Source organism: Aeromonas sp. 604443 (assembly GCF_049170315.1).
Lineage (GTDB): Bacteria > Pseudomonadota > Gammaproteobacteria > Enterobacterales > Aeromonadaceae > Aeromonas > Aeromonas veronii_A.
Genome location: NZ_JAAKMI010000005.1, coordinates 224,733 through 239,980 on the forward strand (window position 1 = coordinate 224,733; position 15,248 = coordinate 239,980).

Below are 15,248 nucleotides of genomic sequence, written 5' to 3' on the forward strand. Positions count from 1 at the left end.
TTTAACTCAGCAGCAGGCTGTTCATCAGGGCCCGCAGTTTGAGCGGTTTGACCGGTTTGCTGATATAGCCATACCCCCGATCGCGGATCTGCGCCTGCAACTCGCTCTTGCGATCGGCACTGATGATGATGCCTCCCAGCTCGTCGCCACACACCTGTTGCAGGGCAGCGAGCGCCTCCAACCCGGTCTTGCCATCGTCGAGGTGGTAGTCAGAGAGCACCAGTCTCGGCACAAACCCGTCTGCCACCAGCGCCTCGGCTTCGGCCAGATCGACGGCGCAGCGCACCTCGCAGCCCCAGCGGCCGAGCAGGGTGCTCATGGCGGTCAGAATATCCCGCTCGTTGTCGATACAGAGCACGGCTACACCTTCCAGCTGGCTGTCACGCACCACCGGCGCCGCCAGCTGATGGGCCGTGACCGGCCGGGTCGCCAGATTGAGGGTCACCGCAAAGACCGATCCCTTGCCCGGCCAGCTCTGCAATGTGAGCTGATGACCGAGCACCTGCGAGATGCCGCGGGCGATGGCAAGCCCCAGACCCAGCCCCTGCTCCTTGGCGGTGCGGGAGTGATCGAGGCGGGAGAACTCGTCAAAAATAGCCTCCTGCTTGTCCTGCGGGATGCCGGGGCCGTTATCCCACACCTCGATGCGGATCTTCTCCCCCATCCGGCGGCAACCGAGCAGCACCCGGCCCCCCGGGTTGTAGCGAAACGCATTGGTCAGGAAGTTCTGCAGCACCCGACGCAGCAGCCGCACATCGCTGTGTACCGCGTGCTTGCTCTCCACCACCGAAAAGTGGATCCCCCCCGCCTGCGCCAGCACGCCAAACTCCGCCTTGAGGTTGTCGAGCAGATCGCGCAGGGCAAAGTCGAGCTTCTTGGCCTTGAACTTGCCCGCTTCGAGCCGCGAGATATCGAGCAAATCGGTGATGAGATCCTCGGTCGCCCCCAGCGCATCATCGATATGGCGGGCAATGCGGGCCTGCTCGCCAGCATCGGGCAACATCTCCAGCAGGGAGGAGGTAAACAGCTTGGCCGCATTGAGGGGCTGGGTCAGATCGTGGCTGACCGCCGCCAGAAAACGGCTCTTGGATTGATTGGCCCGCTCCACCTGCTGGTTCACCAGCAATAGTTGGCGGTTGAGTTCGGAGAGCTCACGGGTACGTTCGGCCACCCGCGCCTCCAGATGTTCGTTCGCTTCGCGCAGCACCCGCTCCGCATCGCGAAACGGGGTGATGTCAGTAAAGGTCATGACAAAACCACCGGCGGGCATGGGGTTGCCCTGCATCTCGATTACTCGCCCATCCGGGCGCTCCCGCGCCGAGATATGGGCGCTGCCCCGCTTCATAAAGGCGACCCGCCGCGCCACATGATCCTCGATATCGCCGGGGCCACAGAGCCCCTGCTGCGCGTTGTAGCGGATGATCTCTTCAATGGGGCGCCCTGCCTGAATAAGCCCGGGCGGATAGTGGAACAGCTCGATGTAACGGCGGTTCCAGGCCACCAGCCGAAGCTCCCTGTCCACCACCGAGATCCCCTGCCCGATATGCTCGATCGCACCCTGCAGCAGGCCGCGGTTGAAGCGAAAAACGTCGGAGGCTTCATCGACGATGGTGGCGATCTCCTCGAGCTGCATGTTGCGCCCCTGCAGGGCAGAGGCGAGCACCAGCCGTGCCGATGAGGTACCAAACACCCCCGCCAGCAGCCGCTCGGTGTGAGCGATAAGCTCGGCCGAAGCCTGCATCTGGGGCGCCAGGGTGCCGCCCCGCTCACCGGCGAAACGACCAAAGGCGCGTTTGACCCGGCTTGAGCCGACAAAGCGGGCCGCCAGCATCTCCAGCTCCTTGACCGAGACCCGCGCCTGATAGAGGGCGGCGGTATCGCGACTCGGCTTGCCGACAAAGTTGGCCGCCTGCAGCCGCTCGCTCACCGCAGGGCGCGACAGCAGCGAGCCCGCCACATAACCGAGCAGGTTGAATAGCAGGCTCAGGAAGATGCACCAGGCTCCGAGACTCAGCTCGCGAAATGCGGGCCAGTCCGGCGGTGCCAGCAGTTCGGTCAGCGGTGAACCGGCCAGCAGCCCGCTCTCCACCAGCAGGGTGACGAACCAGAGGCTCACCCCGAGGCTCAACCCAAGATAGACCCCCTTGCGATTGCCGTGACGCCAGTAAAGACCGAGCAGCAGGGCTGGCGCAAACTGGGCCACCGCGCCAAAAGAGAGATAGCCGATGCGCGACAAGCTGGTGAGATCGCCGAGCCAAAGGTAGAGCCCCCAGGCCGCCAGCAAGATCAGCAGGATGGCGCCACGGCGCACCTGCAACAGCAGCCGTACCAGCCGCTCGTCACGCCCCTGCCGCCAGAAGCGGCGCAGCAGCACCGGCAGCACCAGATCGTTGCTCACCATGATCGCCAACGCGATGGTGCAGACGATCACCATGCCAGTGGCCGCCGAGGTGCCGCCGAGAAACGCCAGCATCGCCATGCCATCGAACCCGAGTGCCATCGGCAAACTGATCACATAGGTGTCGGAGGCCATGTCGGCACCCACCCACTGCTTGCCCGCCAGCGCCAGCGGCCAGATAAAGAGCCCCATCACGAACAGGTAGAGCGGGAAGATCCAGCGCGCCCAGTGCAGATCCTGCCCCTGATTGTTCTCCACCACAGTCACATGAAACTGGCGCGGCAGGCAGATGACGGCGCACATCGCCAGCACCGTATAGATGGCAAGCTCCAGCAGGTTGCCGGGGCTCACCGCCACCACCTGTGCAAAAAAGTCGCGGGTCACCTGCTCGTGAGCCTCGCCCGGTTTGCTCAGGATCAGCCAGAGGGCGAAGCCCCCCACCGCGATAAAGGCCAGCAATTTGACCACCGATTCGAAGGCGATGGCCACCACCATCCCCCTGTGGTGCTCGGTGGCATCGAGATGGCGGGTGCCGAACAGGATGCTGAACAGCGCCAGCAGCAGGGTAACCCCGAGCGCCAACTCGCTGGTATTGCTGGTCGGGCTGATGCCGCCACTGTTGACCATCAGCAGATCCAGCCCGGTGACGATGGCTTTGAGCTGCAATACCAGATAGGGGAGGATCCCCATGATGGCGATGAGGGCGATCACCATGGCAAGCCGCTGGGATTTGCCGTAACGGGCGGCGATAAAGTCGGCTATGGAGGTGATGTGCTCACGCTTGGCCACCAGAATAAGGCGGGCCAGCAGCCGCCAGCCAAACAGAAAGACCAGCATGGGGCCAAGGTAAATGGGCACCGGTGACCAGGGGGATTCACTCGCCTGCCCCACTGTGCCGAAGAAGGTCCAGGAAGTGCAGTAGACCGCCAGCGACAGGCTGTAGAGCAGCGGTTGCCCCTTGAGACGGTGCCGTTTGTGCTTGTCTGCCACGAAGGCGATCAGAAACAGCAGCCCAAGATAGGTGAGCGACAATCCGATCAGCAGCCATCCCTGGTGCATCGATAACCCCTTGTAGATGTTGAGTTTTTGTATACAACCTCGCCAGTCTAGAGAGGCGACAGCCAAAAGTCATCCCCCTGCAGTCAGATTGAATTTATCGTTTTTCAATAAATTCAGCCTTGACACTATATCGTAAAACGATAAACACTAGCGCCTGTTTATTGATAAACAATAATTTCATGCGCGCACGCTCCATCTTTCTCTTTCAAGCAAGAGGTGAAACGATGAAACACCACACGCTCGGACACATCAGCGACCTCATCGAATGGTTCCTGCTGCTGACCCTGCTGGCAGCACCGTTCATGGCCCTAATCTTTCTGTCACATTCCATCTGGAGATAAACGATGAAACACAACAAGCTCGAACGAATGAGCGGCCTGATCGAGTGGGTTCTGCTATTTGCACTGGTGGCCACACCACTTATGACCGTCATGGGAGCCTGGTCACACCTGTTGGGTGGCAACGACTATCTGCATCAGGAGCTGGTCGATGCCCTGGCAGTGAATGACGGTTCCACACTCAGCAATGTCCCACTGAACATGCCCTCGCCAGTAGTGACCACTCCGGCCCCCTCGATTGCCGACTACTCCCTCAGTATGGGAACCCGCCTGCTGGCGACCCTGGTCATGCTGCTGCCTGATGTAGTTTTCATGCTCATCCTGTGGCAACTGCTCCAGCTGTTTCGTGGCTATCGACGCGCTATGCTGTTCACCTTCGGCCAGATCCGTCGTTACAAAATGATCGGACTGCTGCTGTGTGCCAGTTTCATCGCCGAGATCATCACCACGCCACTGCTGGATATAGTGCTCACTCTGCATGGCCCTGAACTGTACTGCACCATCAATATCAGCTCCTCAAACTTTCAGCTGCTGCTGGGTGGATTGATCGTCTCGGCGCTGGCACTGGTGATGCGGGAAGCAAAGCAGCTGGCCGATGAACAACAACTGACGGTGTGAGGATCCCATGCCCATTATCATCCGGCTCGATGCCCTGCTGGCCGAGCGCAAAATGACCGCCCGCGAACTGGCCCAGCGCATCGACATCACCGAGGCCAACCTCTCGATCCTCAAGAATGGCCACGCCAAGGCGGTGCGCTTCTCCACTCTGGAGGCCATCTGCCGTGAACTCAATTGCCAGCCCGGCGATCTGCTGGGCTACGAGCAGGAGCACTAACCCCTTATGAGTCGTCATATCACCCTGTTTGCCCTGTGGCTGCTGCCGCTGTGGGCCTGCGCTGGCAATGACGCGAGCGGCCCCCGCTATCTTATCGAGCGGGGCGCCAGCGCCAATGTGCTGCAAGTGCGCCTCACCATGCAGGGCAAGCCCCCTTTTACCCTGCTCCCCGCTCGTCAGTTGCCGGGCAGTGCCACGCCGGTTTCCCCCGCGCTGGTCTGCCTTGCAGACAACCAGCCGGTTGCCCTCAACCAGCCCTTCTCCTGCAAAGAGGTTGGCTGGCAGATCACGCTCACACCGGCTCCGACAGTGGGTGCGGATGCCTCGGCCCAACAGTCGCTTCTGTTCGCTCCCAACCAGTGGCTATTGACCGAATGGGGTAACTTTGTGCGCCAGCAGGGGAGCCGCCAAGGGAAGGTATGTCTGCCGGATGGCAGCTGCCAACCGTTACCGGATGTCAACCAGCCACCGCTGATCTTGCCATTTGGTCTGCAAACTGTGCCCGTCACCAAGCCGGATCCGCGGCTGGTGCTGAGCCATGACGAGACCGCCAATCAGCTCGATCTGCCGGCCTTGCAGCAGCAACTGAATGAGATCATCGACTATCTGGCCTTCCAGCTCGATGTGGATCCACCCACTCACCCGTGGCAACTGGTGTGGCTGGGGCGGGATGTGGCGACCCGCTCTCTCGGCGGCACCGCCGGAGATCAGGTGTTTGTCGCCAACTACCCCACCGAGGCTGGCAAACCGACGCCACAGGCCCCCTTGCGCCTGCTGCGCACCTCGGCCCACGAGGCGGTGCATATCCTGAGCGCTCGCCACTCTGCTCCACAACCCACCTGGGTCAACGAGAGCCTCGCCGAGTACCTCGCCATCAAGGCGCTACGCCGCTTTCGGCTGCATCAAGTCACGGCGGTCAACGAGCTGGCCGAGTGGGGCAAACAGCTGCCCCATAGCGATAGCGGTCTCTATCGGGCGGCCCGCGAGGTGATGGCTGGCGATCGCTCCTACTACCCGCTCTTTTACGTCAAGGGGAGCGCCTTCTGGGAAGCGCTGGAGCGGGAGCTGCAACACAATGACGTGACGCTGGCCCAACTGCTGCCCCAACTGGGCTGGCTGCCGGATAGTCGCTTTGATGCCGCCTCCAATGAACTACTTGCCGGCACCATCGGCTCGAACACCTGGCGCCGCCTCAGCCGCCTCTATCTGGGCGAGCAGCAGTAACAGCGCAACCGCGACAACGAAAAAGGGAGAGCCGTGGCTCTCCCTTTTGTTAGGTGATGATTCAAATAGACAAATATCAGGCTAGAGCCCTCTCCTGCGCAGAGGGCGCAAAGGGGCGCAGCCGCAGGAAGAACACCGGCAACACCACCAGCACCATCAGGAAGAAGATGCCGCCGCCAAGTGGCTCGAACAGCACGCCGCAGACAGCCATCAGGGCCGCCACCGTCATGCCGAGGCCAAGGGCCGCATAGAGCGCCTGGGTCGGGATCAACTGCTCGGCGGGCAGCTGGCGAGTCATAAAACGCACCGCCCCGAGATGACTCATGCCGAACGTCACCGCGTGGAGCAGTTGCCCCAGCACCAACACCCATAGCTCGGTCGAGGCACCCAGCAATACCCAGCGCACCACACAACCGATGGCACCGGCGATAAAGAGACTCTGGGCGCCAAAGCGCTGCAAGAAACGCTTGTCGGCGGCAAACATACAGATCTCCGCCACCACTCCGAGCGCCCAGAGATAGCCGATGATGGTGCCGCTATATCCTTGCGCCTTCCAGTAGATTGCGCTGAAACCGTAATAAGCGGCGTGGCTCCCCTGCAGCAAAGCTGTCAGCAGCAGGAAACGGCGCACCGGTGCGCTGCGCAGGGTTGCCAGCAAGGACGCCTTGGCGCGCTCGCCCTGACTATCCTGTGGCGCCGGATAGAGCGGCAGCCAGCTGAGCAGCAGCATCAGCACCAGCCCCGCCACCATGGTGTGCAAAATCCAGTCACTACCGAAGTTGCCCACCAGCGCCCCCACCAGAGTAGAGGCGACGATAAAGGCAAAGGAACCGCATAGCCGCACCTTGCCGTAATCGAGGTGAGCCTGCACCACCATGCGGGTCGCCAGCGCCTCACCCACCGGCATCAGGGTCGGATAGATAAAGTTCGCCAGTAGAGTCAAGCCCACCAGCCACCAGAGGTTATGACTGAGGTAGAAGCCGAGAAACGCCAGTAGACTGAGCAGGGAGAGCAAGCGGGTAACTGGCAGCAGATGCCCTGCCCCCTTGATCTGCCCCATCACCATCAGGTTGCCGGCAAAACGGATCGCCATCCCCGCCCCCAGCAGGAGACCGATCATCTCGGCGCTGACGCCCACCCCCTCCAGCCAGAGCGACCAGAACGGCAAGTAAGCACCGTAGACAAAATAGAAGGCGCCGAAAAAGAGCGCTAACCAGGAAAACGCGGGCATAGATCCTCTGCAACCGGATGACGGGAGCAGAATGATAACCCATCCTCCCCCGCAGATCCCGATGGAAACCCTGCGCAGAAAACGAAAAAAATTCAATAAAATTGAACTATTACCGAAGAGGTGGGGTCTACCTGGTAACACCTCCTCCTGGTTAGTGTTGCAATCCTTCCACCCGCCCATGGCGGGTTTCTTTTTTGTCCCCTAATCACTTTTCTTCATAACCAGGATCTACATCTCGGATTCAAATTTAAATCCATCCTCACCACGAAAAATCATCTGGACACAACAAATCTTCGAACTATCCTGCACCAAAACTATTTGTAGCGATAAAAAACACCGGCGTTAAGCCGGTGTTAGGTGATAACTAGATCTATACACTCACTATTTCACAACCACGGCAATCAAAAACAATCCTCGTAATTTTCCAATGCCTGAGAGAAATCAAACTTCTTTCCTTTAGCATTTATATAAAAAACATTGTCAAAGTTAGCACCCTGGTAACTAAAGTGATACCGCCCATTAACTTTGCCATCAATTATTTCAACCCAGTCACTATTAACAGCATATGGTCGACCTTCGTCATTCGCCTCTTCTTCAGAATTCACTTGAACTATAGTTATTTTATCTTTATTTTTCCCATATTGAACATATCCTCCAACCCAACCCGCAGTGGAGGCCCACATCATTCGCATTTTAATTTTACCATCTGTACTAACAAAGCAGCGATAGTCTACGCCGACATCTTCAGCACAACAAATAGAAGAAAACAGAATAAAAACCAAGACCAAATATTTATTCATTTAAGTTATTCTATAGTTATAATACTCTGCCCAACAAAACCTCGCCAATCTCGACAAAGCCGTCCATACCACTTTTCACCCATCTCCTGCGGAGTACATGGTTGAGTATCTAGCAGAGTCAAAAATATTGGGTTCCCAGATTTCCCCACCGTACGGACTTACTGGTTCAACGCCTCCTCATGATGGATGCCTGGACTGAATTTGTTACTGGATAACTACCGTTCAAATTAAATAAGCGACTTGGACAGGCCACTTCCATCTATATTTTTTGCCTAATATGTTGTTTTGTAAATATATGCTACACAACCATCTGATGGGCATAAAACTGATGCAGAGCCGTCCTTGGCCATCAGTCTTGCCTATCAAGGTAAATCATGAATTAATTGAATCTCATTATTCAAAAAAAACACTCTTTCCTTTGTTACATTCATAAGGCATTTTTTAATTTCTATCAGTTGAGCAATAGAACTGTCTTCAAAAAAAGCTCCCCTCGCGTAACACTGAGCATCTCTGATGCTTAATCCAATATCTTTGGGATTGAACCAGTTGACTCCAGTATTTTTCTTTAGATTGCTTATCATAACCGCTAGATAACAATGTAGATTTTAAATTATTATATGTTTTGTTTAACTCAGCATCAGCTTGTTTTGATTTACTTTCATAACAAGCAGCAAGATTGGTAGATGGCGCAGAGATATCACAATTACGATCTGTGTTTGAAAATACACTCAATGATATAAAAAAAAGAGCAAAAGATAGTCTTTTCACAGTTATTCTCCAGTTAGATATTTAGCTCTGTTACGCCCAGGCTCATATTGGCTCAAGGTGGGATTATTCTTGATGTAATCGGCGTATTTTTGTCTCTAATGAAGAAATAAGAGGAGCCTTTCTCAAAGGCCCCTCTTTAATTTACACAAAGAAGTTAACTATTATTCACATCATCAACATATTGGTTGATGTACTCATTTAAATTTTTGACACTATCTAATTCACACTGAACCATTAACAACTCACCACGCTGACCACCAATGTTTGAATAAAGCATACATTTTTCATGGATAGCAAGCCGTTGTTTATCGTAAAAATTTTTCGAAAAGCCATAATCACTAGACTTTGAAGAAATGATGTTTTTTAAATTGCTTTCATATTTTGCCGTTTGCTTTTGAACACAGGAAACCATTTCCTGATGCATTCCCGACGAATTGTTACAATCACTACTAGCAACAGCGTATTGGTTAGCTAAAAAAACGCTCAAAAATAAAATAGAATGTTTTTCCATTTTTACACCACAAAAACTGTAAGTAACTCATAATCAGCAAGGCTGGAACTCAATTCACCCCTGCATTTAGTCAAGTTAAATTACATCACAGATAGATGCATTTACTCTGGTAAAAAACCATTTAAATAATCTATTCTGTCTACAGTCTTTTTGAGTTGACAGGTTAAGTATTCCACACCAAAACCCTCTCCTCCAGAGCCCATGCCTTGTGGATTTTCAAAATTACAACTAGAATCACGAAACTTAATCCAATCACGTTGAGCCAACTTCAAGTATTTTGTTCTAGGCTCACCGATTCCTTCATAATCATTCTGTAAATATGAAAAAAGATTTTGGTAAACCTTATTTAGCTCTGCATCTGATTTATTATACAAAGTTTCAACACACTTAAATCTAGCTGTTAAGTCAAGGTTTTCGCATTGTCTTGCATCAAACATTGCTATCGATGATGCAAAAAAATATCCTAGTATAATCATAAATAGTTACACCTTCTTTGATGTCTATCGAGTGGAACATTATAAGTTTCTTTCCACCTGTTACTTTTTATATTTTCTTTAAAAGCTGAAAACTCATCGTTATTTTTTATGCTCTCGACGAGATCGGGTATGAAAAATTCTCTAGTACTAGGACGATTATCCCCTCTAAAAGTGAGGTCAATGAGCAAATCCTTTATGTTTTGAGGAAGTGCAAGCCATGAAATCATTCTTTCCGGATCTAAATCAATACCATTTGGAGCAGCTCTTGTGCGAGTCCCCTTCGGATTTTCGATCGTTCTTTTAGCAATAGCTTCTAACTTTAGATAGATTTCATTGAACAAATAGTGCTGCTGCTTTCTCGTAAGGGTCTGTTCATTTCTGGGAACAACGTTATTTATTGCTATAGTATAATCATATGCAGCCTTCCGCTGAAGACCAACTGCACCAGTGAGCCAATGCAACATGGAACTTGATAGCGGTTTGCAATTATTAGAAATAGCCGTTGTTAACTTGTTCAGCTCGCCAATTGATATTTGGCCCAGATCAAGCCCCCTTCCATAAGTAACACCAGACGCACCAATCACAACCCCTCTATTATTTGGAACATGTGGATGTCTTGAAAAATACATACTCGTATCAACATCGTTCCCTTCAGCATCAAATGTGAGCTGTCCTTTGGGTACAGTGAGCCATTTTTCATCCATTTCATCATCAGAGATAGGCTCAGCCACCAACCCCATCATCCCTGCCGGATGAATAAACCAAGGTTTGGTATCACCCAATATCGCGCTGGCATCTTCCACCCACGCCATATTGCGGTGTACCTGCATCGCATACTCATAGAGCTTCGGCTGGTCAGCCAACTCCTGCTTGAGACGCGGCCAATCCCCCGGTTTTACCCATTCGCTTTTGTGCTTGATAAACAACATGCGCAACTTGCCCGCCAGCTCCTCATCGGCCAGCGCGGCCTTGATGTCATTGCCGCTCAGGGTGCCATTATTGTCCCTGTCTGTCACCAGCTTGTCATAGAGGGTACTAAAAAATTTGCTCGCCTCTTTCTGCTGCGGATCTTCACTCTCGGTATCTGCCTTATCTAAAAAGCCATCTTCATCGCTGCTACCATCGACCAGCTTGACGCCCAGCTGGTGCCAGTCGTGCTGACTGATGACTTCGACATCACCGCCCTTCAATACGAACTCGCCAGGCAACTCCCCGTCCGCAGTAGTCCGCTCACGCACTTTCACAAAATTGTTGGCACCATGAGTAACAATATCAGACTCTTTCACCGCCAACGGTAAGACCAGCGGCCCAAAATTGGCAACCTCGTGAAAACCATGTTGGCTATCGCTGGTTAGACGATAGGTAGTGACCTCTTTCTTTACTAGCAGGTAGCCTTGGCCACCGGTGACCCGCGCCTTGTTATTGATGCAATCTTTAAGCGCCTGTTTGTCGCTCTCTGACACAAACACCTCAAAGTGCACGGCTTTGCTGTCGGCGTCTTTCTCGAAACCGCTGGCACTGGCAGTGGCTAGCTCATGCTCCCCCCAATGACCGATGATCTCTCCGGCCTGCACCGGTATCGGATTTGCGCTGCGGTTAACAACCGGCGCATCGTCTTTGAATTCGACCGGGGTACTCGGTTCAGCGGGCAGTCCGGCCCCCATCTTGCTTTTTGCCAGCCAGCCAACGGCACCTTTGCCAGCATTGGTCATCACCTGATTCGCACTGTCTTTGACTGTGCCGCTGCCCGTCTTGAACACCTGTACTTTACGAAACTCTGTCGTGCCGCCATTGAGGTTCACCATCTGTGGTGGCTCAGTGGATACCACCACCTCACTGCCAGCAGGCAGCCCCATGCTACCCACTGTGGTGTCAGCAGTTTTACGTAACCATGTATTACTCGGGACCTTGTGGCGGGCCGGTTTGCCTTCTGGTGGGGTCATCCACGTCGGCTTTTGCGGATATTCATGCTGTAACTGGCTCTGTGCGATATAGAACGGGCTGTTCGGTTCATCGACGTAGTGCACCAGAAAATAATTGTGGGCTTCATCCCTGTGGTTGAGCAGGTTGCTCGGGGTTTGCTGGAGCAACTTCACCTCAGCACCTGTTTTGGCATACACAGGACTACTGCCCGACAGTCGGCGTGTCAGCTTTAGGGGGTCTCCCTGCGCCACCGGTTCATAGGTGGAGACACCTGAGCCCTTGACGGTAACTCGCGCCGCCTCGGGACTGTTGTAGCTGTTCTCGCAGGCGATGTGCATGTAGAGGCTGTAGAACGTCAGGCGATTCTTGTTCTGCTCTCCGCCTTCGTAGCGATGACGAACCAGACAAAACGAAGGGGAGGTATGTAGCTCAATATCGTCTCCTGGCTTTCCTGCTTCGGGGCTGCGGGTTGCCTTGGCCGGTTTGGTCGCCAGTCGGTAGGCCACAATCTCCCCGTCAGCAATCGCGCGCACTGCTCCGCTCGGGTGCCAGCCTCCGCTTTTACTGAAATGGATACCACCGTGCCAAATGCGGTTACGGCCTATCGGGAAGGTACCGCTCTTGAGACCATTGATCTTCTTGATAAATTCATCGAGGGATGCAATCTCGCTGGAGCCATTTTCACCCGCCAGTTGCATGGGATAGACGATTTTCATCTTTATCATTCAATCCTAAGTTATTCGTCGAACATCAAGCAGAGGGCTGATAATCGCTATCGGGCTCCAGCGCCTTGAGCAACGCCTCCATCGCCTTCTCGGTGGCAATCGCCTTGACCAGTTCAACCAGTTCCGGAGCTTTGACCACCTCAACCCCTTTGGGAATAACGGGAGCCTGACCAGCCCAGCCAGAGCCAGCTCCCGGGCAGCCTCCGGCATTGAGTTTGATGGCGGGGCCGACCAGCTTGATGCCGCTCGGGTCAACTTTGACAAAGCTGCCACCCCCCTTGAGGGTGATCTCTGAGCCCGCCTCCAGCACCAACTTGTCACCCACCTTGATATGCACCTCTTCACCCGCTTCCACCAACAGGGATTGACCCAGTTTCTGGTGCAGGGAGGTATCCACCGTCAGCGAATAGTCCGCCTTGATCTGGTCACGCTTCTCACCTTCCACCGTCAGGTGGTCATTGGCCTTGATGCGGGTCACCCGATCAAAGTCGATGTCGGTGTGTTGGTCATGCTTGATGTGCCAGGCGGCATCGTTCTCTATCAGCACATTCAGGTCTTTCTGACCGTGGATATAAATCTCTTCCTGCCCCGCCTGGTCTTCAAAACGCAGCTCGTTGAAACCCTCGCCTTGATGGGTCTCGGTACGCAGCACGGTGCGGGTCTTGTTGGCGGGCAACTCATACGGCGGCCGGTTGGTGGCGTGGTAGGTACGGCCCGTCACGATAGGCTGGTCGGGGTCTCCTTCCAGAAACGAGACGATAACTTCGTGGCCGATGCGCGGAATCGCCATCATGCCGTACTGACCACCGGCCCAGCCTTGCGAGACTCGCACCCAGCAGGAGCTCTGGTCGTTGGAGCTGCCATATCTGTCCCACGGGAATTGCAGTTTCACCCGCCCGTGCTCGTCGCAGTAAATCTCCTCCCCGTCGGGGCCCACCACGATAGCGATTTGCGGGCCGTCCACCATCGGCTTGTAGGGTGCCTCGGGGCTGCCGATGCGGGCGCGCCAGGTGGTGCTCGCCTTCACTACGCCAAATTCGTTGTGGTAGACGGTGGGACCGCTGCCGCCCTCTTCTTCCAGCGCTTGGGGCTGCTCACCGGTGTGGCGAATATGGACGATTTGCCAGTCGGTGTTGAGGCTGCCGTTCGGATGTTCGGTCAATGAAAAGTGCTGCCCCGGCAACAGCGCTGCACTGTTGGATTTGCCACTGCACGCTACCGCGTCATTGCGCAGCGCATCAAGCCGGTGCTGGGCAAAGGCCTTGCCGCTGCCGTCCTGTTTGTAGCGGCCCGGGTAGTCAAAATGCTGGTAGGTATCGCGCTGATGGTCGAGCTCCGCGCCCTGCTTTTTGTGGGAGAGGCCATAGGCCGGGGTGTTGAAGCTGTAGTCTTTGAGCTCCACATCCGAGGGGCGCACCGCCTCGCGGTAGTGGAACTGGCGCACATAGGGCCCTTGTTCCAGCGAGCGGTTGCCGAGGTTGAAGAAAAGCTCGGGGCCAGCGGTCAGGGCGGCAGCATCGTCAGCAAAGACGATGCGGTGTTTGCCTTGCTCAAATTCGTGGAAGTAGAACAAGCCCTCTTCGGCAGCGAGGCGGTTCACGAAATCGAGGTCGGTCTCGCGATACTGCACGCAGTATTCCCGCTGGGCGTGCTCGTTCTTGAGCGCAAAGGCGTAGTCAGTAATGCCGTGTTCTTGCAGCAGGATACTGAGGATTTCATCGGGCTTTTGCGCCTGAAAGATGCGTGAGTTCTGGCGCAGCCCCAATCGCCACAGGGCAGGTTTGACTTGCAGCTGATAGCGGGTACGGCGAAAGCCGCTGTCCCCTTGGGCAAACTCGCTCACTACCCCGCAGACCCGACGCTGCAACTCGCCGTTGTACCACACCATCAGCTCGCTCGGCTGGTCCAGCACGGCGCCAAAGTCGACATCAGGCTGGCTACTTGCCACCTCCAGCTGCAGATTGAACGGCCGATTCAGCCCCTCATCCAGCTGGAAACTGGCCACCACGAAGGTGCTCTCGGGCAACTCCCCCACCTTGACGGTAAATTGCAATCCGGTTTGATTAGCCATGGCTTTCCCCTCTTGTCACGGCCAAGCTGTGCCTGAGCCCTTGCCAACTCTCGCGCCCATACACGCCCTCGCCGCGCAGCCACGCTACCGCCCTCTCAGGTGCCGCAAGGGCACCAAAGACAAGGGGGTTAACAGGTTACGAGCGGTTCGGGTCTGCATCACAGGACCCCCTTTAGTGCTTTGCCATCCCTCCGCGCTCACTCGCAGGGCATAAAACCCCAGCAGGGGGATGGCAAAACAGAAAAGCTCCAGCCAACCCGTTGGCCAGGCTGGAGAAAATGCACAGTACAAGAAGCCGGTTGAACAACCGGCTCAAAGACACATTACTACTTACAAGGAATACCAAAGTACCGAAGCAAGGCTTACGCCTCGATGGGGGCGCGCCAGTCGTCCGCACCGGAAGTACCGGCAACGGTGTGCTCCCAGTCAATCTTGCGGTAAGCCATGGAGACCTGGATAAGCTGGGTGAAGTCAGACTTCGCCGGGTCCTGGCAGTGGGGCATCTGGCAGTCGATGTCAACGATAGTGGCATCGGTCAGCACGGTAGAGAAGAAGTGCTCCTGCTTGCCCTCAACGGAGGTGCGATACCACTTCAGGGTCACTTTCGGCAGCATTTCGCCGGAAGCCAGCGCGTTGTACATCAGCGGCACGGCTTTGTTCAGGGCGACGGTGAACTTGAACGGCTTGTGGACACGCTGACCGGCAGGCTGACCGGATTGCGGGTCGGTCGGGACGGTGACAACGTGCTGGAACTCTTGTACCAGCATCTCGTCTTCGTGGCCTTGCACGAAGATGTTGCCGACTGAGTCAGAGGTGAAGGCTCCGGCGGTGATATTGCCCTGGGTTTTACCTTCGATGCTGATATAACATGGAGTTGGCATGTGTATGC

12 protein-coding genes are annotated in these 15,248 nt (G+C 55.1%); 3 read left to right on the top strand and 9 right to left on the bottom strand.

Features of this window, described 5'->3' with window-relative positions:
• Window position 1 precedes the first annotated feature (1 nt).
• Window positions 2–3,457 (bottom strand): NahK/ErcS family hybrid sensor histidine kinase/response regulator, encoded by a 3,456-nt coding sequence (locus G5380_RS10015; protein ID WP_421352707.1) that lies wholly within the window; start codon window positions 3,455–3,457, stop codon window positions 2–4.
• Between the two features lie 344 nt (window positions 3,458–3,801).
• Between G5380_RS10015 and G5380_RS10020 the strand changes: the two genes are divergently transcribed.
• The 3 genes from G5380_RS10020 to G5380_RS10030 are packed head-to-tail and all read left to right on the top strand — an operon-like array spanning window position 3,802 to window position 5,854.
• Window positions 3,802–4,413 carry a DUF2975 domain-containing protein gene (locus tag G5380_RS10020; RefSeq protein ID WP_421258066.1) on the top strand — a complete coding sequence of 204 codons (612 nt, stop codon included), beginning with the start codon at window positions 3,802–3,804 and terminating at the stop codon, window positions 4,411–4,413.
• Between the two features lie 7 nt (window positions 4,414–4,420).
• Window positions 4,421–4,630: a helix-turn-helix domain-containing protein gene (locus G5380_RS10025; protein ID WP_201949611.1), complete on the top strand. Its 210-nt coding sequence runs from the start codon at window positions 4,421–4,423 to the stop codon at window positions 4,628–4,630.
• 6 nt (window positions 4,631–4,636) lie between these two features.
• Window positions 4,637–5,854 carry a hypothetical protein gene (locus G5380_RS10030; protein ID WP_421208829.1) on the top strand — a complete coding sequence of 406 codons (1,218 nt, stop codon included), beginning with the start codon at window positions 4,637–4,639 and terminating at the stop codon, window positions 5,852–5,854.
• A gap of 76 nt (window positions 5,855–5,930) precedes the next feature.
• On the opposite strand, the gene G5380_RS10035 is transcribed toward G5380_RS10030, so the two are convergent.
• The 8 genes from G5380_RS10035 to hcp1 all read right to left on the bottom strand — a co-directional run bounded on the left by G5380_RS10035 (window position 5,931) and on the right by hcp1 (window position 15,240).
• Window positions 5,931–7,085: a 3-phenylpropionate MFS transporter gene (locus tag G5380_RS10035; protein WP_421208830.1), complete on the bottom strand. Its 1,155-nt coding sequence runs from the start codon at window positions 7,083–7,085 to the stop codon at window positions 5,931–5,933.
• A 401-nt stretch (window positions 7,086–7,486) separates the two neighbouring features.
• Window positions 7,487–7,885, bottom strand: a complete 399-nt coding sequence (locus tag G5380_RS10040) for a hypothetical protein (RefSeq protein WP_421208831.1) — start codon at window positions 7,883–7,885, stop codon at window positions 7,487–7,489.
• Window positions 7,886–8,359: 474 nt separating this feature from the next.
• Window positions 8,360–8,653, bottom strand: coding sequence for a lysozyme inhibitor LprI family protein (locus G5380_RS10045; RefSeq protein WP_223951286.1), 294 nt, complete (start codon window positions 8,651–8,653; stop codon window positions 8,360–8,362).
• Between the two features lie 154 nt (window positions 8,654–8,807).
• Window positions 8,808–9,164: a hypothetical protein gene (locus G5380_RS10050; protein ID WP_421208832.1), complete on the bottom strand. Its 357-nt coding sequence runs from the start codon at window positions 9,162–9,164 to the stop codon at window positions 8,808–8,810.
• 101 nt (window positions 9,165–9,265) lie between these two features.
• Complete coding sequence (locus G5380_RS10055) at window positions 9,266–9,640, bottom strand: lysozyme inhibitor LprI family protein (protein ID WP_421208833.1); 375 nt, start codon at window positions 9,638–9,640, stop codon at window positions 9,266–9,268.
• Window positions 9,637–12,288 (bottom strand): pesticin C-terminus-like muramidase, encoded by a 2,652-nt coding sequence (locus G5380_RS10060; protein WP_421352708.1) that lies wholly within the window; start codon window positions 12,286–12,288, stop codon window positions 9,637–9,639. Before G5380_RS10060 ends, G5380_RS10055 begins: the two co-directional genes overlap by 4 nt.
• Window positions 12,289–12,313: 25 nt before the next feature.
• Window positions 12,314–14,359 (bottom strand): type VI secretion system tip protein TssI/VgrG, encoded by a 2,046-nt coding sequence (gene tssI, locus G5380_RS10065; RefSeq protein ID WP_421208835.1) that lies wholly within the window; start codon window positions 14,357–14,359, stop codon window positions 12,314–12,316.
• A 362-nt stretch (window positions 14,360–14,721) separates the two neighbouring features.
• Entirely contained in the window at window positions 14,722–15,240 is a 519-nt protein-coding gene (gene hcp1 / locus G5380_RS10070) for a type VI secretion system effector Hcp1 (protein ID WP_010634242.1), read from the bottom strand.
• Between the last annotated feature and the right edge of the window lie 8 nt (window positions 15,241–15,248).